Consider the following 23,193-nt stretch of genomic DNA (forward strand, 5'->3'; position numbering starts at 1 on the left):
CGCACGGAATGGACCGCGCCGGCCGGGACTTGAACCTGGCATGGCCGTTCATCCGTTGCTCGCGTCGCGCTTCAGTCCCCTGCGGTTCGATCCCGGGTGCACTGTCACCGAGGACGACGTCGACGTACTGCTCGAGGCGGCGCGCTGGGCGCCCTCGGCCGGCAACTCGCAGCCCTGGGCCTACTTCACCGCGCGGCGCGACGAGCCGGAGCACAAGCGGATCGTGCGCCATCTCGCGGCCAGTTCGGGGCGTTGGGCGCCGAGTGCGGGTCTTCTCGTCGTGACGATGGCGCACCGGTTCGTCGAGGACACGGACTGGGCGTACTCCGACTTCGCGGACTACGACCTGGGCCAGTCAGTGGCCCACCTGACCTTGCAGGCGCACGCGATGGGCCTTGCCTGCAGGCAGTTCCGCGCCTTCGACCTCGACGCGCTGACCGCCGACCTCTCCCCGGGTGCCGGCTGGCACATCGTGTCGATGATCGCGATCGGCCGCGCCGCCGAGGACCGGCCCCAGGACCGCGAACGCCGTACGACCGCCGACCTGCGTGCCGCGCCGTGGTCAGGCGGTCTGTGACAGGGCGACGGACAGGCCCAGCGTGAGAGCCATGACGAAGAGTTCGAAGCCGACGATCCGCCAGAACGGGTTGCCTCCGTCAACCAGGTCACCGATCGCCCGGCGACGGTGCAGCCAGGCCGCGACGATCAGGATCAGGAACGCGGCGATCTTCGCCAGCAGGAGAGCGCCGTACGCGTCCGAAGTGAGCGCGTCGGGGATCGACCCCCAGCCGCCGCCCTTCGCGGCCAGCCGGCCGGCGGCGCTCAGCAGGCCGCTCAGCAGTACGGCGACCGACGAGATCGACGCGACCTCGTTGAACCGCTCGAGCACGATCGGGAGGCCGGTGCGACTCGCCCGTCCGTAGCGAACCAGGCCGGCCAGTCCGCCGACCCAGGTGGTCGCGGCGATGACGTGGACGACGAGGGCCGCGCCGGCGACGACGACGTACGACTCGTTCCGCGGGTACGCCGTCAGGGCGGTCGGGACAAGGGCCGCGATCGCAACGAGGACGCCGAGGCCGGCCGCCGACGACGTCTGCACGCGGCGGATGCCGATCGCCAGCGCGACGACCAGGATGCCGGTGATCAGCAGCGCCTTGACCTCCGGTACGCCGAGGGCGTCGTCCAGCCGGAGGCGGAGCAGGTTCACCGGGGTGTCGAGCAGAATGGACGCGGTGACGATCGCACCGGCGAACGCACAGGCCGCCCAGATGATCGCCGCGTTGCTGGCGTCCCGCACGGCCCGGCGGCCCTGCACTCCGAGCGGACCGCCCTCGATCCGCAGCAGCACCACCGCGGCCAGCAGCGCACCCGCGCAGCCGACGGTCGCGAAGATCGAGATCAGCCGGAACAGCGGCAGCAGCCAGCCGACGAACACCGACGGTCCGCCGATGCCACCCGTGTCCTGCGGTTCACTGCCGGCCGCGAACAGGCCGATGGCGAGCGCCACCGAGGCGACGATCACGGCCGTCAGACCACCCGCTACCAGCCGTCCGGGCATCCGGTGCCGGGCGGCGCGGGTCGCGGTCACAGAGCGAACTCGGCAGCGGCACGATTGAACACGCGCTCACTATAGGGGCGACATCAGTGGGCGGCGCACGCACGACACCATCTCGTGATAACGGTGTCACGAGATGGCGCAGGATCAGTGCTTTGTGTGTTCCTTGGCGTCACTCTGGGTCGGCGTCGTATCCGTCGTACCCGTCGGCTCGGCATCGCCGGCCGGGGCCGCTGAGCTGTCCGTACTCGCTGGGCCGTCGGACGGTGCTGGGGCGTCCGCACCATCGCCGTCGAAGTCGATCTTCTTCAACTGCTTGCCCATGTTGCGCCACAGCAGCACCGTGGCGGCACCGAGAGCGAGCACGATCAGCAGCGCGACCCAGCCGGGGCGCACCGAGTTCGGGTCGATCTCGGCCGCCGGAAGGAAGGTCATCACTGTCACGCCACCAGTCTCTCACTGTCGCGCCCCGCCGTCAGCGCAGCCCCGCGAACAGATCGTCCTCGGGGAGTTCGGACTCGACCACGCTCCGCGCCAGCTCGAAGTCCTCGGTCGGCCAGGCCGCCTGGTGCACCTCCAGCGGCACGGTGAACCAGCCGCCGTCCGGGTCGATCTGGGTGGCGTGCGCGAGCAGCGCCTTGTCCCGGACCTCGAAGTACTCGGCGCACTCCACCCGGGTGGTGATCCGGCGCTCGTTCTCCGGGTCCGGCTTCCAGTCCTTCAGCCGCTCGGCGTACGGCGACTCCAGGCCGCGGGCCACCATCGCGTCGTGCAGGGCCTTCATCCGCTCGCGGTGGAACGTGTGGTGGTAGTACAGCTTCAGCGGCTGCCACGGCTCGCCGAGTTCGGGGTACGCGTCCTTGTCCCCCGCCGCCTCGAACGCGGCCACCGTGATCTGGTGGCACATCACGTGGTCCGGGTGCGGGTAGCCGCCGTTCTCGTCGTACGTCGTGACGACCTGCGGACGGAACTCGCGGATCAGCTTCACCAGCGGGGCCGCGGCGTCCTCGACCTTGAGCGCGGCGAAGCAGCCCTCCGGCAGTGGCGGCAGCGGGTCGCCCTCCGGGAATCCGGAGTCCACCCAGCCGAGCCAGGTCTGCTCGATGCCGAGGATCTCGCGGGCCGTGTCCATTTCCTTGCGGCGGATCTCGGTGATGTTGGCCAGCACCTCCGGCCGGTCCATCTTCGGGTTCAGGATCGACCCGCGTTCCCCACCGGTGCACGTGGCCACCATGACCTCGACGCCCTCGGCCACGTACCGGGCGGTCGAAGCGGCCCCCTTGCTGGACTCGTCATCTGGGTGCGCGTGCACATGCAACAACCGAAGATCTTCACTCACAAGACACAATGGTCCTCCAACCCCGGACCAAACCCACGACCGACCCCCTCTGGACATCCCTTGACGGACCCCACGCCGACCACCCCCTCAACGCCACCCGAAGCCACCGAGGCTCTGAACAACAACACCTCGGCCGCAGCGGCGAGCAACCAGGCAGCGACCGGGCCGGCCGCATTCGCGCCGAGCTCAGGCGGGAGCGGGGATGGGAGTTCGGCAGCCGACCTCGATGCGCGGTACGGGCGGGGGCGGCGGTCCCGGCGGCCGTTGATCATCGGGGTGGTGGCCGTGGTGGCCGCGGCCGGGCTGGCGTGGTTGGCGTGGGCGGCGATCGTCGGGTCGAATCCTCCGGTGACGTCGCGGTTGCTGGGGTTCGAGGTGACGTCGGCGACCAGCGCGAAGGCGACCATCCAGGTGGACCGGACCAAGTCGGTGGAGGCGAACTGCCGGCTGCAGGCCAAGTCGGCCGACTTCTCCATCGTCGGCGAACTCACGCTGACCATCCCGGCCGACTCCCCCAGGCACCAGACCGTGCCCGCGACGCTGACTACGCAACGCTCCGCAACCTCGGTGGTACTGATCGGCTGCACGACCGCCGACTCGCACCGGCCGCACTGACCTCCGGACAGCCGTCCGGCAACCGATTACCGGTCAGTTCGCCGGGATGTGGGAAGAACCACCAAGCAAACGGTTTCCCCGCGTTTGAGCCCTCGCAGAACTGTGGGGTTCTCCGCCGGATCTTGCTACGCTCAGTGGATTGGTCGCCGTCGACGACGGCGGCCAGCAGCTTTTCCTGCCCATCCCACCGACACAAGGAGCAGCCCGTGACGCAGAGGATCGATGAGGACAGCGTTGTCTGGCTGACGCAGGAGGGTTACGACCAGCTGAAGTCGGAGCTCGAGCACCTCAAGGGCCCCGCCCGTGCCGAGATCACGCAGCGCATCAGCGACGCCCGCGACGAGGGCGACCTGAAGGAGAACGGCGGGTACCACGCCGCCAAGGACGAGCAGGGCAAGATCGAGGCCCGGATCCGGCAGCTCGAGGACATGCTCCGCCGTGCCCGGGTCGGCGAGACCCCGAAGGCCGGCGGCAAGGTCGAGCCCGGGATGAAGGTGTCGATCAAGTTCGCCGGTGACGACGACGTCGAGACGTTCCTGCTCGGCTCCCGCGAACTGCTCGCCCTGGACGCGTCGGTCGACATCGACGTGTACTCGCCGCAGTCCCCGCTGGGCTCGGCGATCCTGGGCAAGAAGAAGGGCGACAAGGCCAGCTACGAGGCCCCGAACGGCAAGGACGTCACCGTCGAGATCGTCGCCGCCGAACCTTTCACCGGCTGATCTCCACCCGCCTCGAGCGCCCCGGTGGAGTCCACCGGGGCGCTCGCCAATTCAGTGCACGGTCGGGGCGAAGAGTTCCAGCTGGATGTTGTCCTGGTCGCGGAAGACGAGGACCGAGGCATAGGGCTCGTCCGCGATCGGGGACTGGGTGAGTGGCTTGTCGGCGGTGTCGGCGCGGACCACACCGTGGGCCTCGAGATGGTCCTGCCACTGGATCAGGTCGTCGCGGGACTCGACCGCGAAGCCGGCGTGATCGAGACCGGTCGTCGTCTCCTTGCACAGGCCGCCGTCGTTGGTGTCGTGGCGGTGCAGGGCGATCATCAGCTGATGATCCGCATCGGCGAGGATGCGCCCGACGCCACCTTGATGCGGTACGTCGAGCACCGGGTGGACGCCGAACACTTCGCCGTACCACTGGACGCTCGACTCCAGGTCGGTCACGGTCAGGGCCAGATGATGCAGCCTGGGCTGGGTGACAGTGGACATGATTCCCCCTCGGGATTACACGGACTCCCCGCTCGAGTACTGAGCCAGGAACATCCGGATGACGTCGTCGACGAGGCCGCTCCACCGGTCGCCGCCAGGGTCGTTGGAGACCTGCTGGTCGACCAGACCGGTGGTGATGGCGGTCAGGATGTCGAGCTGACGTTGATCGTGCACGCCGTTGCGTGCGAGGAGCTCGCGGGTCCTCTCCAGGGCGGCGACGGCGAGCTCGTACGACTCGGGCGACGGCTTGAAGCCAGGGACCGAGTGCTGGAACAGCAACTGGTAGCGGGGAATGTCGGACACGCAGAACGTGATGAAGGCGCGCGCCTCGGTCAGCAGGTCCTCGGCCGGCTGGTCCGTCACCGGCAGCGTGGCCTTCAGGTCGAGGAAGGCCTGCGCGGCCTGCGCGAACATCGCGTCCAGGATCGCGTTCTTGGACTCGAAGTACGCGTAGACGGTGGGTGTGGTGATCCCGGCCCGGCGGGCCAGCTCGCGCAGGGACAACGCGGCCAGCCCTTCCTCGCGGACCAGCTCCCACGCGGCCGCGAGCACCGAGGCGCGGGCGTTCTCCCGCCGCGCCTCCCGCCAGTTCCCCCGTTCCTTTAACACAGTTCGAATTATTTGCACGCTGTATAAGCCATGTCAATGACTCAACAGCTCGATGACTCAATGGCTGGTGGCGCTGCGGTACTTCCGGACGGCGAGGGGCGCGAAGACGGCGATGATCACCGCGCACCAGATCAGGGACAGCCAGACCGGGTGCTGCGCGGGGAAGCCGTCGGGACTGGCGAAGGGTGACGGGTTGCCGAACAGGTGGCGGCAAGCGGCGACGATGGAGGAGATCGGGTTCCACTCGGCGACCGGCTGCAGGCCGCTGGGCAGGTTCGGCGTCGGAACGAAGGCGTTGGACAGGAAGGTCAGCGGGAACAGCCAGATCAGCCCTGCCGACGCCGCCACCTCGGGACTGCCGACGGACAGACCGATGAGCGCACCGACCCAGAGCATCGCGAACGCGAACAACAGCAGGATCCCGAACGCCGCCAGCGCCTGACCGAAACCGTGGTGCCAGCGCCAGCCGACGACGAAGCCGCAGATCACCATCACCAGCATCACGAACGCGTTGAACACGACGTCGCCGACCACCCGCCCGGCGATCACGCCGGACCGCGCCATCGGCAGCGACCGGAACCGGTCGATCAGGCCTTTCGACATGTCGTCGGCCAGCCCGACACTCGCCGACGCGACCGCGAATGCCATCGTCTGCGCGAAGATCCCGGCCATCAGGAACTCCCGGTACGCTCGCGGACCCGGGAAGCCGGGGATCGGGATCGCGTTGCCGAACACGTACGCGAACAGCAGCACGAACATGATCGGCTGGATCGTCGCGTAGATCAGCATGTCCGGCGTCCGCGGGATCCGCTTGAGCGTCCGCCACGCCAGGATGCCGGCATCGGAGAACGCCCGGCCGAGCGGATTCGCCTTGGCCGGCTCGTCGATGTCCGCCGCACTCATGAGTCCACCTCCTTCTTCTGCTCGGCCTCATGTCCCGTCAGGGTGAGGAACACGTCGTCCAGCGTCGGCCGCCGCAGCCCGATGTCGGCGATCCGGATGCCACCCGCGTCGAGGGTCCGGATCACCTCGACCAGCGCGCTCGACCCGCCCGGCGCCGGCATGGTGATCCGGCGCGCATGCTCGTCCTTCGTGGTGGAGTCCGGCTCGGTGATGTCGAGCGAACCGATCAGCAACTCGAGCGCCCGGGTGGTCTCCGCCGGGTCGTGAACGACGACCTCGATCCGCTCACCGCCCACCTTCGCCTTGAGCTCGTCCGCCGTACCGCGGGCGATCACCGAACCGTGGTCGACGACCACGATGCTGTCCGCGAGCTCGTCGGCCTCTTCGAGGTACTGCGTCGTGAGCAGGATCGTGACGCCTTCACGGACCCGGTCGCGGATGATCTGCCACAGGTCGATCCGGCTGCGCGGGTCGAGCCCGGTCGTCGGCTCGTCGAGGAACAGCACCCGCGGGTGGGCGATCAGCGAGCCGGCCAGGTCGAGCCGGCGGCGCATGCCACCCGAGTAGGTCTTCAGTGTCCGGTCCGCGGCGTCGGTGAGGTCGAAGATGTCGAGCAGTTCCTCGGCCCGTTGCTTCGCCTGCTGACTGCGCAACTGGTACAGCCGGCCGAACATCCACAGGTTCTCCCGGCCGGTCAGCAGTTCGTCGACGGCGGCGTACTGTCCGGAGAGTCCGACCAGTGAGCGGACGCGGTCTGCCTCCTTCACCACGTCGTGGCCGAGCACGCGGGCCGTGCCCTGGTCGGGCTTCAGCAGTGTGGTCAGCACGCGGACCGCCGTGGTCTTGCCCGCCCCGTTCGGCCCGAGCAGGCCGAGCACCGTCCCTTCGGGAACCTCGAGGTCGATCCCGTCGAGCGCCTTGACTGTGTCCTTCCTGGTCCTGAAAGTCTTCACGAGGCCGGTCGCCTCGACAGCAGCCATTCCGTCGATCCCCCTTCTGGATGTGACGCAGGCCACCATCCTGACCGACCGCATCGACACTTTCGACACTTTTCTTGCCGATCTATTTCAGACTCAGGTTGAGTCGCCGAGACTCAACTTTGTTGATAGTTGAGTCGACAGGACTCAAGTCTCGGCCTAGCGTCGCGGCATGACCTCCCAGAGCATCCTCAGACACCCCGATTTCCGGCGGTTGTGGATCGCTGATCTGCTCAGTCAGCTCGGCAGCCGCCTGAGCATGATCGCGATCCCCCTGCTCGCCGTTCTCACCCTCGACGCGTCCACCCTCCAGGTCTCGCTCCTGAGGACCTGCGAGACGGCAGCCTGGCTGCTACTCGGGCTGTTCGCCGGTGCCTGGGTCGACCGGATCCGGTGTCTCCCGGTGCTCGTGTACGCCGATCTGGGGCGCGCACTGCTCTTCGCGACGATCCCGGTCGCCGCCTGGTTCGGCGTACTGAGTCTCACGCAGCTGTACGTCGTACTGGTGCTGACCGGCGTCCTCACGGTGCTCTTCGACGTGGCACACAGCTCCTACCCGCCTCGGCTGCTGGATCCTGACCAGCTGCTGCCCGGCAACGCCAAGCTGGCGGCCAACCACTCCGTCGGCGCAGTGATAGGCGCGGGCGCGGGCGGCGTACTCGTGCAATGGCTCGGTGCGGCAGTCACGATCGGCGTGGACGCCCTGAGCTTCCTGTGGTCCGCGCTGTGGCTTCGCTCGATCCGTACGCCGGAAGCACAGCCGGCCAAGGCGGACCGGCCGAACCTCAAGCGGGAGATCGCGGAGGGGATGCGGTACGTCTTCAGCCACCCGCTGCTGCGGCCGATGGCGCTCAACACGGCGACGACCATGCTGTTCCAGGCAGCCGCCGGCGCGATCATGATCGTCTACCTGGTCCGCGAGGTTCACCTGCAGCCGGGCACCATCGGCGTACTGAGCATGATCGGCCTCGGCGGGGCGATCGTGGCGTCAGGCGTGACCGAGAAGATCAGCAACAGGTACGGCGACGCCCGCACGTTGCTCCTGTCGTCGACGGGCATCGGTGTCGCGTTCACCCTCCAGGCGCTGACCGCACCGGGCTGGCTGGTGAGCTGGTACGTCGTGTCGATGCTGCTCGCCGGCTTCTGCATCATCGTCTGCTACATCCTGCAGGTGAGCACCCGGCAGCGCGTCTGCCTACCAGAACTGCAGGGACGAGTCAGCGCCACCATGAGCTTCGTCAGCTGGGGCGCAGCTCCGCTCGGCAGCCTGCTGGGCGGTGCGCTCGGTACGGCGTTCGGCTTGCACGCGACCTTGTGGGTCGCCGGCCTGGCGGCCCTGGCCGGCAACGCGTTCCTCTATTTCTCACCGTTCCGCACCTTGCGCACCGTCCCGGCCACGCAACAGGTCGATCAGTCGGAGGCAATCTGAGCGGTGCCGACGAGGACCTCGACGTCGAGGGCGGCGCGGCCGCGGCCGATCTCCACGTCCTTGGACTGGCCGGAGACCGCGCCGGTCCAGGTGACCCGGCCGAGCTGGGCCTCAGTGTGGACGCGAACGTCGGAGCCGCGGCGCAGCGCGACGTTCGCGGTGCCGGATTCGACCCGGACGCGGGACCGGCCCTTGGTGAGCTGGGCGTCCAGGTTGGCCGAACCGGCCTGGACGAGCAGGTCGATCGGGCCGTCCACGTCCGAGACCTTCGCCGTACCGGCCGTGACGCGGACCCGGCTCAGCCCGGGCAGGCGCTCGGCGTGCACGCTGCCGCCCGTCACCTCGACCTCGACCTGGAGGCCGGGGTTGACCCGGATGGACAGTTCCTTGGCGAGGCCGTTCACGTGCGACTTCAGGTCGGTCGGGTTGCGCAGCATGCTGAACCCGTCGATCGAGACGCCCATGTCGCCTTCGCTGCTGATCGCGAGGGTGTCGCCGTCACGCTTGATCACGTGCGGGCCGTCCACCGCGACGCCGTTGACGGCCGGCTCGCCGATCAACCGCACCCGGCGCCCGATCGCCCGCACCGTCACCCGCTGGACCCCCGCCGGCATCGGCACGTTGCTGTGCTCCTCCTGGACCTCTTCAACCTCTTCGATCTCGTCGGTACCGGAGTTCTCAGAAGTCGCAGGGCTCTCGGCGGGAGCTTCGTCGACCACGCTGTCCTGCACGCCGTTCCCGGCGGCAGCATGCCGCCCGCCCGGCGTCGCGCCGGCCTCGCCACCATTCGCGGCGCCCTGGGGTGCCGCCGTGTCGGCGGCGTCCGGGGCGTCCACCACATCGGCCCAGACCGAGGTGGACGGGAGGTCCTCCGCGGCCGGCCAATCAGTGGACGGCGCGTCCTTGGTCGAGTCTTCGGCAACCGGAGGCGTTGGCGCCGGCTTGTCAGCCTCGGTGGTCGTCGGGGCCTGAATGGCGGCGATCAGGGTGGTGGCTTCCTCAGGTGAGAGGTGGCCTTTGGCGACCCGGTCGAGGACGTCCTTGACCCGCCGGTCGTAATCGCTCTGGTTGCTCATGCCCCCAGTCCAGCATCCCCGTGGGTCGAAACCAATCCGGGATCGCCCGGAATCCACTCCGAACACAGCGGTGCGGATCCCGGGGAGTAGCCCGCGACCCGCACCAGCTGGGTTTCTCATATGTGCACAGCCCACACAGGGCTGGTTGTTGTCACGCGGCCGGGGTCATCTCCTCCGCGGCCAGTTCGTCCTGTACGGCGGCCAACTCGGCAGCCTCGGCCTCCTCAGCGGCCCGCCGGCTGCGCAGACCACGCAGACCAGTCAGGGCCACCACCAGTCCGAGCGCCGCGATCCCCGTCACCACAGCCAGACCCGGCTTGTACGCCGACAGCATCCCGGCCGACGTGGTCACGCCGTCCGACCTGCTGCTGATCACCGCGGTCACGATCGCGAGGACCACTGCGCCACCGACCTGGTTGGAGGTGTTGAACAGCCCGGACGCCAACCCCTGCTCGTGGTCCGGGACCCCGGACACGGCCTGGATGTTCAGGGCCGGGAACCCGATCGCGAACCCGAGACCGAGCAGCATGATCGTCGGGAACACGGTCGAGAAGTACGCCGACTCCGGACCGATCCGCAGCGACAGGGCGTACCCGACGACGAACAGCGCCATCGACGCGATGATCATCGTCTCGGTGCCGAGCCGGTCGGCCAGCTTGCCCGCGTTCGGAGACAGCGTGGCGACCAGCAGACCGGCGGGCAGGAAGGCCAGCGCGGTCTGGAACGACGACCAGCCGAGCAGGTTCTGCAGGTACATGGTGCCGATCAACTGGAAGGCGACGTACGCGCCGAAGACGGTCAGGATGGCCAGGTTCGCCCGCCGGAGCGAGGCGTTGCGGAGGATGCCGAGCCGGACCAGCGGGTGCTTCGACCGGAGTTCGATCGCGACGAAGCCGGCCAGCAGGACGATCGCGAGCGCGAACATCCCGAAGGTCTGCACCGACACCCAACCGGCGTGCTCCGCGCCGACGACGGCGTACACCAGGGACAGCATGCCGCCGGTAACGGTGATCGCTCCGGGGACGTCGTACCCGCCGGAAGCGTTGTCGCGCGGGCTGTTCGGGATCAGCTTGATCGCGAACAGCAGCACGATCAGGGCGACCGGGCCGGGCATCAGGAAGGTCCAGCGCCAGCCGACCTCGGTCAGCGCGCCGCCGAGGATCAGGCCCATCGAGAAGCCGCTGGCGGCGCAGGTGGTGAAGATGCTGAGGGCACGGTTACGGTCCGGGCCCTCGTGGAAGGTCGTGGTGATGATGGAGAGCGCGGCCGGCGCGGTGAACGCGGCGGCGACGCCCTTGACGAACCGCGCGGCGATGAGCAGTTCGGGGTTCGTGGCCAGCGAGCTCAGCATCGAGACCGCGGCGAACACGGCCAGCGCGATCAGGAAGACGCGGCGCCGGCCGAGCAGGTCGGCGGTCCGGCCGCCGAGCAGCAGCAGGCCGCCGTACCCGAGCACGTAGCCGGTCACGACCCACTGCAGAGAAGAGAGGGAGACGCCCAAGTCGGCGCCGATGGACGGCAGGGACATACCGACCATGGACACGTCCAGGCCGTCGAGGAAGATCACGCCGCAGACCACCAGGAGGGCGCCCCACAGGCGCGCGTCCCAAGTCATCCGGGCCGGTGATGTGGTGTGCGTTGTCTGTGTCACGAGGAGAGACTATTCCATGCGTGTGCATCTAATGTCTAGGCATTAAATGCGTTTGCATTGAATGCGCGTGCATGCTATGGTCGCCTCCATGGCCGCCACGAAGGTCAGCGCAGGTCCTGGTGAGACCCGCGCCGATGTCAGTGCAGATGTGAGGGAATGGCGCGAGCTGCTCGCTCGCCACGCCGACCTGACCTGCGCCCTCGATCGGGCTCTGCAGGCCGGCCACTCGCTCGGTATGAGTGAGTACGAGGTGCTCGAGCGTCTCGCCGAGCTGCCCGAGCACTCCGCCAAGGTGCAGACGATCGCGAAGTCGGTCCATCTCAGCCAGAGCGCACTGTCCCGGGTGATCGGCCGGCTGGAGACCGCCGGCTTGGTCGAGCGGCACATGTGCCCCGAGGACCGGCGCGCGGTCAATGTCCGGCTCACCGACGACGGTCTGCACCTTCAGGCAGAGGCTGAGCCGACCCAGCGCCGGGTGCTCGCCGAGCGGCTGCACGCACCGCTGGTGAAGAGCTGTGAGCCCCCTACCATCGGTGAATGACTGACGAACCGCTCCTGACCGCCGAGGAAGCTCGGGAAGTCATCGAGGACCTGAACCGCATCGTCGCGCCCGACGGCATCCAGGAGACGTACCAGCTCCGGGCCGGAGGCATCGACCACTGGGTCTACGCCCGTGGTCAGGACCGGTCGAACCCGGTCATCCTGTTCGTGCACGGTGGACCCGCGTCGCCGCTGTCGCCGGTGATGTGGCAGTTCCAGCGGCCGATCGAGGAGTACTTCACGGTCGTCACCTACGACCAGCGCGGCGCCGGCCGGACCTTTCGTACGGTCGATCCGGACACCATCGCGGACACGCTGAAGATCCAGCAGTACGTCGCCGACGCGATCGAGCTCACCGAGCAGATCCGGGAGCGGTACGGCGTCGACAAGGTGATCCTGATGGGTCACAGCTGGGGCACCGTGATCGCGACGCACGCCGCCCTCGCCCGGCCCGACCTGTTCCACGCGTACGTCGGGATCGGCCAGTTCATCAACTCCCGGACCAACGAGCGGCTCTCGTTCGAGTACGCCGTCGAGCAGGCCCGCGAACACAACCACACCGAGGCCCTCGAGCAGCTCGAGTCGATCGCGCCGTACCCCGGTGACGAGCCGGTGACCCGGGACCGGATCATCATCGCCCGCGAATGGGCGCAGTACCGCGGCGGCCTGACGGCGTACCGGAGCGACTCGACGTACTTCTTCCAGGCGGCGCTGCTGTCGCCGGAGTACACCCTCGACGAGGGGGAAACCATTGGCGAGGGCAACATGTTCACCCTCGGCCGGGTGCTGGACGAGTTGCTGGAGGTCGACTTCACCGGGGTGACCGAGTTCCCGATCCCGGTGGTCATGTTCCTCGGGCGGCACGACTACACGACGCCGAGTGCGCCGACCGCCGAGTGGATCGAGGCCGTCAAGGCGCCGTACAAGCAGGCCGTCTGGTTCGAGCGCTCGTCACACATGCTGCCGTGGGAGGAGCCCGGCAAGATGCTGGTCAGCCTGCTCGCCCACGTCCGGCCGCAGGTCAGTTGAGCGTGTACGTGTAGCCGTTGCCGGTCAGACCGGCCAGGACGCGGTCGCGGTGGTCCTCACCCCGCAGTTCGAGTTGCAGTGCCACCTCGACCTCGTCCAGGTTCAGCGTCTCCGAGATGCGCTCGTGCAGTACCTCGATGAGGTTGGCGTCCATCCCGGCCAGTTGCGTCAGCAGTGTGGCCAGCCCGCCGGGCGTGTCCGGGATCCGCACTCGCAGCGACAGGTACCGCCCGGCCGCGGCCATGCCGTGCCGGATGACACGCATCAGCAGCAGCGGGTCGATGTTGCCGCCGGACAGCACCGCAACGACCGGCGGCTTGAACCGCTCCGGCTCGTCCAGTACGGCGGCCACCGCGGCGGCACCGGCCGGTTCGACCACGAGCTTCGCCCGCTCCAGCAGCAGCAAAAGGGCCTTGGACAACGAGTCCTCGCCGACCGTGAGCATCTCTCCGACGTACTGCTGCACCGCCTCGAACGGGACCTTGCCCGGCAGTCCGACCGCGATCCCGTCCGCCATCGTCGCCATCTCCGCCAGCTGGACCGGCTCGCCGGCTGCCAGTGAGGGCGGGTACGCCGCCGCGCCCGCGGCCTGCACGCCGACGACCTCGATCGGCGCCCCGTCGCGTTGCATCGCCGACGCGATCCCGGCGATCAGGCCGCCACCACCGGTCGGTACGACGATCGTCCGGACCTGCGGGCACTGCTCGACGATCTCCAGCCCGGCGGTGGCCTGCCCGGCGACGATGTCAGGGTGGTCGAACGGGTGGATCAGCACCGCTCCGGTCTCGGCCGCGAACGCGTGCGCCGCCCGCAGGCAGTCGTCGATCGACGTGCCGACGAAGCGGATCTCCGCGCCGTACGCGCGGGTCGCCTTCTCCTTCGGGATCGGTGCGCCGTGCGGCATGAACACGGTCGCCCTGATGCCGAGCAGTTGGGCCGCGAGTGCGACGCCCTGGGCGTGGTTGCCCGCGCTCGCCGCGACCACACCGCGCGCCCGCTCGGCCTTGGACAGCCTCGCCATCCGCACGTAAGCGCCGCGCAGCTTGAACGACCCTGTGCGCTGCAGGTTCTCGCACTTCAGGAACACGTCGCCGCCGACCAGTTCACTCAGCCAGCGCGAGTACTCCAGGGGCGTCGGCGCGACCACGTCATGCAACAGGTCTGCCGCTCGCACGATGTCCTTGGCATCGATCACGTCCTAACCCTACGCAGCTAAACCACTTGCACCCGCCACATACGCTGCGGCTCATGAAGGTCACGGCTGTCGTGGTTCGCCCGTCGGACGAGGCGGTCCTCGTGCTGCCTGCCGGTCTGCCGCAGGTGGAGGTCGCCGAGAAGTTCTGGTTCCCGGACGTGCAGGCTGCGATCCGGGCGCTGCGCGAGCAGCTGTCGATCGAGGCCGTCGTCCTCACCTGCCTCGACGAAGAGCCGACCACCTACCTCATGCTCTCCACCGGCACGGTTCCGGCGGATGCCCGGTGGGTGGATGACCTCGACGATCCGGCGGTCGTGGCCGCGCGCGAACACCTCGCCCTGCCGGCGGACTCCCCCGTGACGCCGGCGTGGACCGGGCCGGGCTGGTACGACGAAGCGCTGCCGTGGATCGACGAACAGCTCGCGCGGACGGGTCCGTGGTCCCATGTGCGCTCGTGGGGGCTGTCGAACGTACTGCGTATCCCGACGGCGCAGGGAGACGTGTACTTCAAGGCACTTGCGCACTCCAGCACCATCCGGCCGGCGCGGGCGGATGCGCTGCCGTTGTTGTTCGCGCACGAGCCGATGTTGTTGAAGCAGCTCTCCGAGGAGCGGCCCGGTGAGGTGCCTGCGCCCCTGGCCGTGGACGAGAAGCGGGCGTGGATGTTGCTGCCGGACCTCGGACCCCCGTTGGCCGACTATCCGGACGTTCCGCTGTGGATCGACGCACTGCGCGGGCATGCCAGGTTGCAGCGCAGCTATGCGGATCAGCCGGATCGGCTGCTGGAGTTCAGCTGTGTCGACCGCCGGCTCGCCGTACTCGAGGCAGAGATCGATCGGTTGCTCGGGCCGACCCCCGCCACCGATCGGCTCGAACCCGCGGAACGCGCGCTGCTGCCGAGACGAGCGGAACAGTTGCGTGAGGCAATCACCGAGCTCGCGGCGATCGGCGTACCGGAGACTCTGCTGCACGGTGATCTGCATCCGCGGAACCTCGCTGTCCGGGACGGCCGGGTGTTGGCCTTCGACTGGACGGACGCCGCTGTGTCCCATCCGTTCCTGGACCTCGTGACGTTCTTCGAGCAACGGTCGCCGCTGTCGGCGGATCCGCGGCTGAAGGATGCCTATCTGGCCGAGTGGGAGTCGTACGCCTCGCCCGCGGACCTGCGTCGTGCGCTCGAGCTGGCCGAAGAGCTGGGGGCACTCCACCAGGTCATGACCTACGCGCACCTGCCGTATCACCTGTCCGGACCGAGCAAGGAGTCGATGCTCCGCGGCGGCGTCTGGTGGCTCCGTCGGATCCTTGCGCGGTAGTCATCGGTGCAGCACGGCCAACTGGTTGCGCATACCGCGGCGGACCGGCGGATCGAGGTGCCGGTCCCACGTCGGACGACGCTCTCCGCGCAGCAAGGCGTAGTACGCGAGCGCCTCGGACAACGCGGCTTCACGGAGGTACCCGCGCGCCAGCGGCTGCTTGCCCCGCCCGTTCGGTCGCGGCCGTCGCTCGTACGCCGCGTTCGCGGTGAAGATCCCGAGTCCGTAGAACACGGTGAGTAGATCGGTGAGCGGTTCGTGGTCGGGCCGGCGCGCCACCGAGATCCGGCTGCTGCCGAGCAGCAGTTCGTGCCCGGCTTCATGGGCGAAGATCGCGATCAGCGCGACCGGGTCCGCGGCCAGCGTCGGCGAGAGCTGGATCTGGTTGCGCTCGGCGCCGCGGATCCACCGTCCGGACGGTTCCTTCACCACCGCTGCCGACCTGCGGTACGCCGGCCGCCGGATGCCGTCACCGACGAGTTCGAAGCTGAGGGCGCACTGGTCCGGCCGAAGATCCATCCGCTCGCCGACCAGCCGGCACAACTCCTCCGCGGCCGGCCGGCTGCCGTCGTACCCGGCCGGGATGAGGTCGGTGGGCAGCACGATCGGCCGCAGCACAACGTCGCGGCCGAACTCGGTGATCATCCACTCCATCGACGACCGGATCCATCGGCGGCTGCCACCCGGCAAGCGCTCCCGTGGCGCCTTCAACTGGGACCGCACCTGCTGGCTCCGCCGCAACACCCCGATCGGATTCCTCACCCGCCGGATCATGCCAATCGGACGCCGATGTAAACCCGGTTGGTTCCACAGAGTTCCCGATCGGGTACGTCGAGCTACTTGAGCAGGAGCTTGCCGAGGCGTTGGGAGGCTATGTACATGCCGATCGTGCCCATGGCGGCGAGGTAGAGGGCGTGGACGAGGAGGAACCAGCCGACCGTGCCGGTGGTGAGCGCGCGTTCGAGCACGACGCCCTGGTAGAGCGGGGTGATCTCGACCAGCCAGCGGATGGCCTCCGGGTACGTCTCGACCGGATAGAAGGTGGCCGAGAACAGGAACATCGGCATCGCCGCGAGCTGGACGAACTCGAAGTCCTGCCAGCTGCGCATGAACGTCGTCAGCGCCATCCCCGCGCCGGCGAACGCGAACGCGATCAGGACCGAGGCGGGCAGCGCGAGCAGCGCCCACCACGACGTGATCAGGCCCATCCCCAGCATCACCGCGATGAACATCGCCGAGTAGCAGGCACCACGCAGCAACGCCCAGGTCACCTCGCCGGTCGCGATGTCCCACGGTCGCAGCGGCGTCGCCAGCATCGAGTCGTAGAGCTTCGCGTACTTCATCCGGAAGAAGATGTTGTACGTCGAGTCGAAGATCGCACCGTTCATCGCCGAACTGGCCAGCATCGCCGGCGCGACGAAGGCGGCGTACCCGATCGTGGTGCCGTCGGACAGCGTGAAGTCGCCGACCAGTTGCGCGACGCCGATGCCGATGGAGAGCAGGTAGAACAGCGGCTCGAAGAAGCCGGACAGGAAGACGATCCAGGACCGGCGGTAGAGGAGGAAGTTGCGCTCCACGATGTGCCGGCCGCGGCCGCCGCCGAGGACGCGGGCCGGGACCGGGACGACCCGGGCGGTGAGGGTCGTCATCAGCCCACCAGCCTCTTGGTGAAGCCGCGGACGGCGAACCACGTGCCGACCGCGAACCAGGTGAGCAGGTAGACGACGTTGAGTAGCGCGAGCGGCGGGTTGATCGTGCCCATCGCCAGATCACGGGACAGGGCCACGCCGTGCCACAGCGGGCTGAGGTACGCGAGCCACTCGATCCAGTTCGGCAACTGCGAGACCGGGAAGAACGCACCGGAGAACAGGAACGCCGGGATCACCCCGAAGCGGAAGATCATCGCGAAGCCGGAGTCGTTCTCCAGCCTCGACGCCACCGCCGCGACCGGCGCCGCGGCAGCCATCCCGACCAGCAACGCCACCGGCAGCGCAAGCACACCGAGCGGCGACTCCAGTCCGCCGAACACCGCGATCACCGCCAGGAAGACCGCACACGTGCTGCCCACCCGAAAGGCGATGAAGCCGAGCTGACCGCCGACCACGTCCACCGGCCGCAGCGGCGTCGCGATCATCGAGTGGAAGAACTTCTGCCACTTCAGTCCACTCATCACCGGGTACGTCGCTTCGCCGACAGCCACCTGCAACGCGGTGGCGGCCAGCAACCCGGGCGCGATGAACTGCAGGTAGCTCACGCCACCGAGCGCACCCGTCCCGTTCCGGTCGACGAAGGAGCCGAGGCCGATCCCCATCGCGGCCAGATAGAGCAGTGGCAGCAGGAAGCTGCTGATCAGCGTGCCCTTCCAGGTCCGCTTGTAGACGGTCAGCCAGTAGTCGAACTGGCGACGGCCGTTCTCCAGTGCGAGCGCCATCAGGGCGTGTCTCCTAACTCCGCGCCGTAGCGAGCAGGTGCTCGGTGCGGTGCATCGGCGTGCGGGAGCGAAGGTCTCGATGCGGAGCATCGTGGCCTTTGCTCACGTGCGGTGAGGTGCCGTGCCGAGTGCCGCACAGTAGGCGGGGAGTTGGGAGACATGCCCTAATCCACCAACGTCCGGCCGGTGAGCCGGAGGAACACGTCCTCGAGGGTCGAGCGCCGGACCAGGACCGAGGCCGGCTGCAGACCGCGCTCGTGCACCGCCGCGACCGCGTGCTCGCCGTCGTCGGTGTAGAGCAGCAGGCGGTCCGGCAGCACCTCGATGCGCTGGGCCAGGTCCTCGACCTTCCCTGCCAGGGCGTCGTGGTCGGACGACATGACCTCGGGCCCGAACCGCAGCTCGGTCACCTCACGCGTCGAGTAGTCCCGGATCAGGTCGGCCGGCGACCCCTCGGCCGCGATCAGACCGCCGTCCATCACGACCAGCCGGTCGCAGAGCTGCTCGGCCTCGTCCATGTAGTGCGTGGTGATGATCAGCGTCACGCCGGCCTGCTTCAGCCGGAACAACTTGTCCCACAACAGATGCCGGGCCTGTGGGTCGAGCCCGGTCGTCGGCTCGTCGAGCAGCAGGAGGTCGGGGTTGCTCACCAGCGAGCGCGCGATCGTCAGCCGCCGCTTCATCCCGCCGGAGAGCTCGTCGACCTTGACGTCCGCCTTCTCGGTGAGCGAGACGAACTCGAGCAACTCGTCCGCGCGACTACGGCACTCCGCCCGGCTCAGACCGAAGTACCGGCCGTAGATGGTCAGGTTCTCCCGGACGGACAGCTCGGTGTCGAGGGTGTCGTCCTGCGGGCACACGCCGAGCCGGGCCCGGATCGACGGGCCGTCGGTGGCCGGGTCCATGCCGAGGATCCGCAGGGTGCCGCCGCTGGTCGGGGAGACCGCGCCGATCATCCGCATCGTCGACGACTTGCCCGCGCCGTTCGGCCCGAGGAACCCGAACGCCTCCCCGCGCCACACATCCAGGTCGATGCCCTTGACCGCCTCGAAGTCGCCGTACGACTTCCGCAGTCCACGGACATGGACCAGGGACTCCCGCTGCTCACTCACGGTCCCGACCCTAGACGGGCCGGCCGACAGTTTCTTGTCGTTTCGGGCGGTTCCATCCATCGACGCTAGAACCTCAACACGACTGGAGGTCAACCGCGGCCGACGTACGGCATGCCCGCGGCCATCACTGTCAGGTGCGGTACGGCGACCGACGTCGGGAGCTGGGCGATCCGGACCACGAAGTCCGCCACGATCTTCGGATCGAACGTCGGCTCGACCGCGATCGACCCGTCCGGCTGCAGCACGCCCTGCCCCATCCGCTCGGTCATCGGGGTCGCGGCGTTCCCGATGTCGATCTGGCAGGCCGTGATCCCGTGCGCACGGCCTTCCAGCTCGAGGCCCTTCGTCAAACCGGTGACAGCGTGCTTGCTGGCCGTGTACGCGATCCCCTGCGGCCGCGGGACATGCGCCGAGATCGAGCCGTTGTTGATGATCCGTCCACCCTTCGGGTCCTGCCGCAGCATCAACGCGAACGCCGCCTGCGCACACAGGAACGACCCGGTCAGGTTGGTGTCCACCACCCGCCGCCAGTCCTCCTCGGCCAGATCCTCCACCCCAGCCGCCGGCGCGCCGGTCCCCGCGTTGTTGACCAGTACGTCGATCCGCTCGAGCTCACCGAAGAGCGCACGCACCGCCCCGCCATCGGCGACATCCAGCACCGCGGTCCGCACTCTCCCCTCAGCCGACAGGGCAGCGGTCTCGCGCAGCTTCTCCTCGGTCCGCCCGGTGACAGTCACCTCGAACCCAGCCGCCGCGAGCGCCAGCGCCATCTCGCGCCCGAGCCCCGAACCACCACCGGTCACCACTGCTACCTGCGCCATCCTGGTTCTCTCCTGTCGCTCGCCGAATCGGCGTCCAGGATCGCAGGATCCTCAGTACGACGGCGCCGCGGGAGCGCGTCGCCAGTACCAGCCGACCGCGGCGGCCGTGGCGGTCACGACCAGAAGTTCCACCCAGACACCGTTGCCGAGCGGAGGGATCAGCTCCTCGCTGAGGTTCCACGCCGCGTGCACGAGGATCGCCGCCGGTACGCCGCCACGGAGGCGTTCGGTGACGAACAGCATCACGTAGGTCAGCGGGAACAGCCCCAGGAAGAAGGTCAGTCCCTGCTGGGTGAACAGCCCGTCGTCATGCTGACCGGTGCCGTTCAGGAAGTACAGCGGCACGTGCCAGAGCCCCCACGCCGCGCCCAGGACCGCGGTGGTGGCCAACTGCCCGTGATACCTGCGCAGCCGGGGCTGCACATAGCCCCGCCAGCCGAACTCTTCCGAGACCGGTCCGGCCAGGAACGTGTAGGCCAGCGCCCCGAGTGGTCCGCCGGCGCCGGCAATCACGTCGGCGGCATGGTCGGGAAACGCGGCGAGGTGTCCGGTCAGCGCTGACGCCGCCAGTGGCGGAAGTGCACCGAGCAGTACGGCGGCGAGCGGCCACCGCCACGACCACGTCATCAGCCGCTGCTTCTCACGCCGCCACAGCCACATCCCCAAGGCGGCCAGCGACGGCCCGGACGCCGCCAGGACGAAGACGAGCATCCCGCCGCCCTTGTCGAGGTTCGCGCCCAGCACGCCCAGGACCGCCCAGGGCAACCAGGTCAGGGCGATACAGACCGCTCCGAACTCCAGCAGCCGGCGCCTCGTCGTCGCCTTGCTGTCCACCGACCGGTCGTCGATCGCCGTCACGCGTCCCCCAGCAGCTCGCAGGAATGTCTCCCGAGCCAGCCTCGTTGCGGTGAGAGGGGCAGGCCAGGGTGCCAGACCGACCAACCACCGGGGTCCTAGACCCACCCTGCGTCACAGAACGCACCCGTCCGCCGTCACTAGATCGTGTACCGATTCTCGTCTGCCACGAACAGTGACCAGCTGAAAACTGTAAGTAAGTGAGTGGCAGCTCACTCAAGAACCTTGGAAACTCATTTGCGTGTATCACGCAAGCATGTATATGCTTGCAGCATGCAAGTAAACGACGCGTACTCTCCGCAGACCCCGATCGAGGGCGTGCTGCACGCGTTTACCAGGATCGGCCGGCGGCTGAAGGCCAAGCAGCCCGGGGACACGATCGACCACAGCGTCCACCTGGTGCTGTTCGTACTGCGGTGCAGCGGAGCGCTGCGCCTGTCCGACCTGGCCAACCGGATGGAGCTGGACGCCTCGACCGCGAGCCGCCATGTGCGGTCGCTGGAGCAGCTGGGCCTGGTCCGCCGCTCCCCCGACCCCGACGACGGCCGCGCCTTCCGGGTCGAGCTGACCGAGAAGGGCATCGAGGAGTGGGACGCCGGCGCCCGACGCCGGATGGAGCTGCTGAGCGCGGCCATGGACGGCTGGTCCGAAGACGACGTCCTGACCTTCGAGCGCCTGATGACACGGTTCGCCGACGGAGTCGCGAGCCTGACCGACCCGGCCATCGAGAAGAGCTGGGCAGACAAGGGCTGGGCCGCTGTTGCCCCGCGGCTACGCCCGACACCCGCGGCAGAGCGCCGTACCCAAGACTTCGCGACCAGCGGCGACCCTGCTGCTCGCGAGAACACCGACAAGAAGCTGGGGAGCACCACATGAGCACCACCGAGCCCGCCACCACCGGCGGCGCTGCGCCTGAAACTCCGGGATACCTGTCCCACAAACAAATCCTCGTCGTCCTCGGCGGCCTGATGGCCGGCATGTTCCTGGCGGCGCTCGACCAGAGCATCGTCGGAACCGCGCTGCCGCAGATCGTCAGCGAGTTCAACAGCCTGGACAAGCTGTCCTGGGTGGTCACGGCGTACCTGCTGACCTCGACCGCCTCCACGCCCCTGTGGGGCAAGATCTCCGACCTGTACGGCCGTCGCCCGCTGTTCATCGCGGCGATCGTCACCTTCCTGGCCGGCTCCGTGCTGGCCGCGCTGTCGCAGAACATCGAGATGCTGATCGGCTTCCGGGCCGTCCAGGGTCTTGGCGCCGGTGGCCTGATGTCACTGGCCTTCGCCACCATCGGCGACGTGATCCCGCCGCGCGAGCGCGGTAAGTACATGGGGTACTTCGGTGCCGTCTTCGGCCTGTCGTCCGTGGCCGGCCCGCTGCTCGGCGGTCTGCTCACCGACGGTCCCGGCTGGCGCTGGATCTTCTGGATCAACCTGCCGATCGGACTCGTTGCCCTGGGCATCGTCGGCGCCGTCCTCCGGCTGCCGCACGTGAAGCGTTCACACAAGATCGACTACCTCGGTGCCGCGGTGGTCACCGGAGCCGTCACCTCGCTGCTGCTGGCCGTCTCCTGGAGCGGCCCGACCAACGGCTGGGGCACCGGAACCACGATCGCCCTGCTGGCCGCGTCCGTCGTACTGGCCGTCACCTTCGTGCTGGTCGAGCTGCGGGTGTCCGAGCCGATCATCCCGATGGACCTGTTCAAGGGCCGGATCTTCTCCGGGTACGCCGGGTACGCGTTCCTGCTCGGGTTCGCGATGTTCGGTGCGCTGATCTTCCTGCCGCTGTACCTGCAGGCGGTCAAGGACATGTCGCCGACCCGGTCCGGCCTGGCGCTGCTGCCGATGATCGTCGGTATCTTCTCCGCGTCGATCCCGAGCGGTCAGCTGATGAGCAAGACCGGGCGCTACAAGGTCTACCCGATGATCTCCGCGGTCCTGGTCGGTGGCGCGATGCTGCTGCTGTCCACGCTGAGCCTGGGTACGCCGTACTGGCACCTGGCGATCTACATGTTCATCATGGGCGCCGGTCTGGGTCTGTCGATGCAGATCACCGTCACCGCCGCGCAGAACAGCGTGCCCCGCAAGCACATGGGCAGCGCGACCTCGACGATGACCTTCTTCCGCTCGATGGGTGGCGCGATCGGTACCGCGGTGTACGGCGCGGTGCTGACCAGCCGGCTCAAGGAGCACCTGGGCGACATCGTTCCGAACGCGACCCAGACCGTGGTCGACGGGCTCGCCAAGGCGGCCAACAGCGTCCAGGCGCTGCACGGCCTGAAGGAGCCGATGAAGGGCTGGGCCCTGCACGGTCTGGTCGACGCGATGGGCGACGTGTTCCTGGTCTCCCTGCCGTTCCTGGCGATCGCACTGGTCCTGGCGATCATCACCCCGGAGCAGCGGCTGGCCGGCCGCTCCGACGATGGACCGAAGCCGGAAGGCGAGGGCGAGGAAGGCTCGATGGAGGCCTCCGGGGCCGCCGCGATGCACTGACCCTCCGCACCAACCGAACGACCGGCCGTCCTCTCCCGAGGGCGGCCGG

General features: G+C 68.6%; 25 protein-coding genes. 9 read left to right on the forward strand and 16 right to left on the reverse strand.

Annotated elements, in window-relative coordinates:
- Positions 1-40: 40 nt before the first annotated feature.
- Entirely contained in the window at positions 41-577 is a 537-nt protein-coding gene (locus ACGFH6_RS00980; RefSeq protein ID WP_393379363.1) for a nitroreductase family protein, read from the forward strand.
- Here ACGFH6_RS00980 and ACGFH6_RS00985 read toward each other — a convergent pair.
- From ACGFH6_RS00985 to mca, 3 genes are all read right to left on the reverse strand, one after another.
- Positions 563-1,588, reverse strand: coding sequence for a CopD family protein (locus ACGFH6_RS00985; protein ID WP_393379365.1), 1,026 nt, complete (start codon positions 1,586-1,588; stop codon positions 563-565). The genes ACGFH6_RS00980 and ACGFH6_RS00985 overlap by 15 nt on opposite strands.
- Positions 1,589-1,702: 114 nt before the next feature.
- A complete protein-coding gene (locus tag ACGFH6_RS00990) occupies positions 1,703-1,999 on the reverse strand; it encodes a hypothetical protein (protein ID WP_393379366.1) in 297 nt (98 codons plus the stop codon).
- A gap of 31 nt (positions 2,000-2,030) precedes the next feature.
- Complete coding sequence (gene mca, locus ACGFH6_RS00995; protein WP_393379368.1) at positions 2,031-2,894, reverse strand: mycothiol conjugate amidase Mca; 864 nt, start codon at positions 2,892-2,894, stop codon at positions 2,031-2,033.
- Between the two features lie 60 nt (positions 2,895-2,954).
- Between mca and ACGFH6_RS01000 the strand changes: the two genes are divergently transcribed.
- Together ACGFH6_RS01000 and greA are read left to right on the forward strand one after the other, a co-directional pair.
- Positions 2,955-3,509, forward strand: coding sequence for a DUF4307 domain-containing protein (locus ACGFH6_RS01000; protein WP_393379370.1), 555 nt, complete (start codon positions 2,955-2,957; stop codon positions 3,507-3,509).
- A 206-nt stretch (positions 3,510-3,715) separates the two neighbouring features.
- Positions 3,716-4,228 carry a transcription elongation factor GreA gene (gene greA, locus ACGFH6_RS01005; RefSeq protein WP_131359418.1) on the forward strand — a complete coding sequence of 171 codons (513 nt, stop codon included), beginning with the start codon at positions 3,716-3,718 and terminating at the stop codon, positions 4,226-4,228.
- 51 nt (positions 4,229-4,279) lie between these two features.
- Here the strand turns inward: greA and ACGFH6_RS01010 are convergent, their stop codons facing one another.
- Genes ACGFH6_RS01010 through ACGFH6_RS01025 form a run of 4 tightly spaced genes read right to left on the reverse strand, consistent with a single transcriptional unit; the run spans position 4,280 to position 7,206 of the window.
- Positions 4,280-4,714 carry a VOC family protein gene (locus tag ACGFH6_RS01010; RefSeq protein WP_393379372.1) on the reverse strand — a complete coding sequence of 145 codons (435 nt, stop codon included), beginning with the start codon at positions 4,712-4,714 and terminating at the stop codon, positions 4,280-4,282.
- Positions 4,715-4,729: 15 nt separating this feature from the next.
- A complete protein-coding gene (locus ACGFH6_RS01015) occupies positions 4,730-5,323 on the reverse strand; it encodes a TetR/AcrR family transcriptional regulator (RefSeq protein ID WP_393379374.1) in 594 nt (197 codons plus the stop codon).
- Positions 5,324-5,380: 57 nt separating this feature from the next.
- Complete coding sequence (locus ACGFH6_RS01020) at positions 5,381-6,226, reverse strand: ABC transporter permease (protein WP_393379376.1); 846 nt, start codon at positions 6,224-6,226, stop codon at positions 5,381-5,383.
- Complete coding sequence (locus tag ACGFH6_RS01025; protein WP_393379378.1) at positions 6,223-7,206, reverse strand: ATP-binding cassette domain-containing protein; 984 nt, start codon at positions 7,204-7,206, stop codon at positions 6,223-6,225. The genes ACGFH6_RS01020 and ACGFH6_RS01025 overlap by 4 nt, the downstream gene beginning before the upstream one ends.
- A gap of 169 nt (positions 7,207-7,375) precedes the next feature.
- Here ACGFH6_RS01025 and ACGFH6_RS01030 point away from each other — a divergent pair, with 169 nt between their 5' ends.
- The gene (locus ACGFH6_RS01030; protein ID WP_393379379.1) at positions 7,376-8,632 is read left to right on the forward strand and encodes an MFS transporter; all 1,257 of its coding nucleotides are present in this window, start codon (positions 7,376-7,378) and stop codon (positions 8,630-8,632) included.
- Here ACGFH6_RS01030 and ACGFH6_RS01035 read toward each other — a convergent pair.
- Positions 8,614-9,708 (reverse strand): hypothetical protein, encoded by a 1,095-nt coding sequence (locus ACGFH6_RS01035; protein ID WP_393379381.1) that lies wholly within the window; start codon positions 9,706-9,708, stop codon positions 8,614-8,616. The genes ACGFH6_RS01030 and ACGFH6_RS01035 overlap by 19 nt on opposite strands.
- A 151-nt stretch (positions 9,709-9,859) precedes the next feature.
- Positions 9,860-11,359 carry an MFS transporter gene (locus tag ACGFH6_RS01040; protein WP_393379383.1) on the reverse strand — a complete coding sequence of 500 codons (1,500 nt, stop codon included), beginning with the start codon at positions 11,357-11,359 and terminating at the stop codon, positions 9,860-9,862.
- An 88-nt stretch (positions 11,360-11,447) separates the two neighbouring features.
- On the opposite strand from ACGFH6_RS01040, the gene ACGFH6_RS01045 reads away from it, so the two are divergent.
- On the forward strand, positions 11,448-11,900 hold the full coding sequence (locus ACGFH6_RS01045) for a MarR family winged helix-turn-helix transcriptional regulator (protein WP_393379385.1): 453 nt from the start codon (positions 11,448-11,450) through the stop codon (positions 11,898-11,900).
- Positions 11,897-12,928 carry an alpha/beta fold hydrolase gene (locus tag ACGFH6_RS01050; protein WP_393379386.1) on the forward strand — a complete coding sequence of 344 codons (1,032 nt, stop codon included), beginning with the start codon at positions 11,897-11,899 and terminating at the stop codon, positions 12,926-12,928. Before ACGFH6_RS01045 ends, ACGFH6_RS01050 begins: the two co-directional genes overlap by 4 nt.
- Here ACGFH6_RS01050 and ilvA read toward each other — a convergent pair.
- Positions 12,921-14,123, reverse strand: coding sequence for a threonine ammonia-lyase (ilvA, locus tag ACGFH6_RS01055; protein WP_393379388.1), 1,203 nt, complete (start codon positions 14,121-14,123; stop codon positions 12,921-12,923). The two genes, ACGFH6_RS01050 and ilvA, sit on opposite strands and share 8 nt — an antisense overlap.
- Positions 14,124-14,176: 53 nt before the next feature.
- On the opposite strand from ilvA, the gene ACGFH6_RS01060 reads away from it, so the two are divergent.
- Positions 14,177-15,436 (forward strand): phosphotransferase, encoded by a 1,260-nt coding sequence (locus ACGFH6_RS01060; RefSeq protein ID WP_393379389.1) that lies wholly within the window; start codon positions 14,177-14,179, stop codon positions 15,434-15,436.
- Here ACGFH6_RS01060 and ACGFH6_RS01065 read toward each other — a convergent pair whose 3' ends face one another.
- The 6 genes from ACGFH6_RS01065 to ACGFH6_RS01090 all read right to left on the reverse strand — a co-directional run bounded on the left by ACGFH6_RS01065 (position 15,437) and on the right by ACGFH6_RS01090 (position 20,658).
- Complete coding sequence (locus tag ACGFH6_RS01065; RefSeq protein ID WP_393379391.1) at positions 15,437-16,198, reverse strand: hypothetical protein; 762 nt, start codon at positions 16,196-16,198, stop codon at positions 15,437-15,439.
- Positions 16,199-16,272: 74 nt separating this feature from the next.
- Entirely contained in the window at positions 16,273-17,085 is an 813-nt protein-coding gene (locus ACGFH6_RS01070; protein ID WP_393379393.1) for an ABC transporter permease, read from the reverse strand.
- Positions 17,085-17,867 (reverse strand): ABC transporter permease, encoded by a 783-nt coding sequence (locus ACGFH6_RS01075; protein WP_393379394.1) that lies wholly within the window; start codon positions 17,865-17,867, stop codon positions 17,085-17,087. The genes ACGFH6_RS01070 and ACGFH6_RS01075 overlap by 1 nt, the downstream gene beginning before the upstream one ends.
- 164 nt (positions 17,868-18,031) lie before the next feature.
- A complete protein-coding gene (locus ACGFH6_RS01080; RefSeq protein WP_393379396.1) occupies positions 18,032-18,979 on the reverse strand; it encodes an ABC transporter ATP-binding protein in 948 nt (315 codons plus the stop codon).
- Between the two features lie 89 nt (positions 18,980-19,068).
- Positions 19,069-19,800 carry an SDR family oxidoreductase gene (locus tag ACGFH6_RS01085; RefSeq protein WP_393379398.1) on the reverse strand — a complete coding sequence of 244 codons (732 nt, stop codon included), beginning with the start codon at positions 19,798-19,800 and terminating at the stop codon, positions 19,069-19,071.
- 51 nt (positions 19,801-19,851) lie between these two features.
- On the reverse strand, positions 19,852-20,658 hold the full coding sequence (locus ACGFH6_RS01090; protein WP_393379400.1) for a type II CAAX prenyl endopeptidase Rce1 family protein: 807 nt from the start codon (positions 20,656-20,658) through the stop codon (positions 19,852-19,854).
- Between the two features lie 270 nt (positions 20,659-20,928).
- Between ACGFH6_RS01090 and ACGFH6_RS01095 the strand changes: the two genes are divergently transcribed.
- Both ACGFH6_RS01095 and ACGFH6_RS01100 read left to right on the forward strand, forming a co-directional pair.
- On the forward strand, positions 20,929-21,531 hold the full coding sequence (locus ACGFH6_RS01095) for a MarR family winged helix-turn-helix transcriptional regulator (RefSeq protein WP_393379402.1): 603 nt from the start codon (positions 20,929-20,931) through the stop codon (positions 21,529-21,531).
- Positions 21,528-23,144: an MDR family MFS transporter gene (locus ACGFH6_RS01100; protein WP_393379404.1), complete on the forward strand. Its 1,617-nt coding sequence runs from the start codon at positions 21,528-21,530 to the stop codon at positions 23,142-23,144. Before ACGFH6_RS01095 ends, ACGFH6_RS01100 begins: the two co-directional genes overlap by 4 nt.
- The last annotated feature ends 49 nt before the right edge of the window (positions 23,145-23,193 follow it).

Origin of the sequence: Kribbella sp. NPDC049227 (assembly GCF_043197265.1) — a bacterium.
Lineage (GTDB): Bacteria > Actinomycetota > Actinomycetes > Propionibacteriales > Kribbellaceae > Kribbella.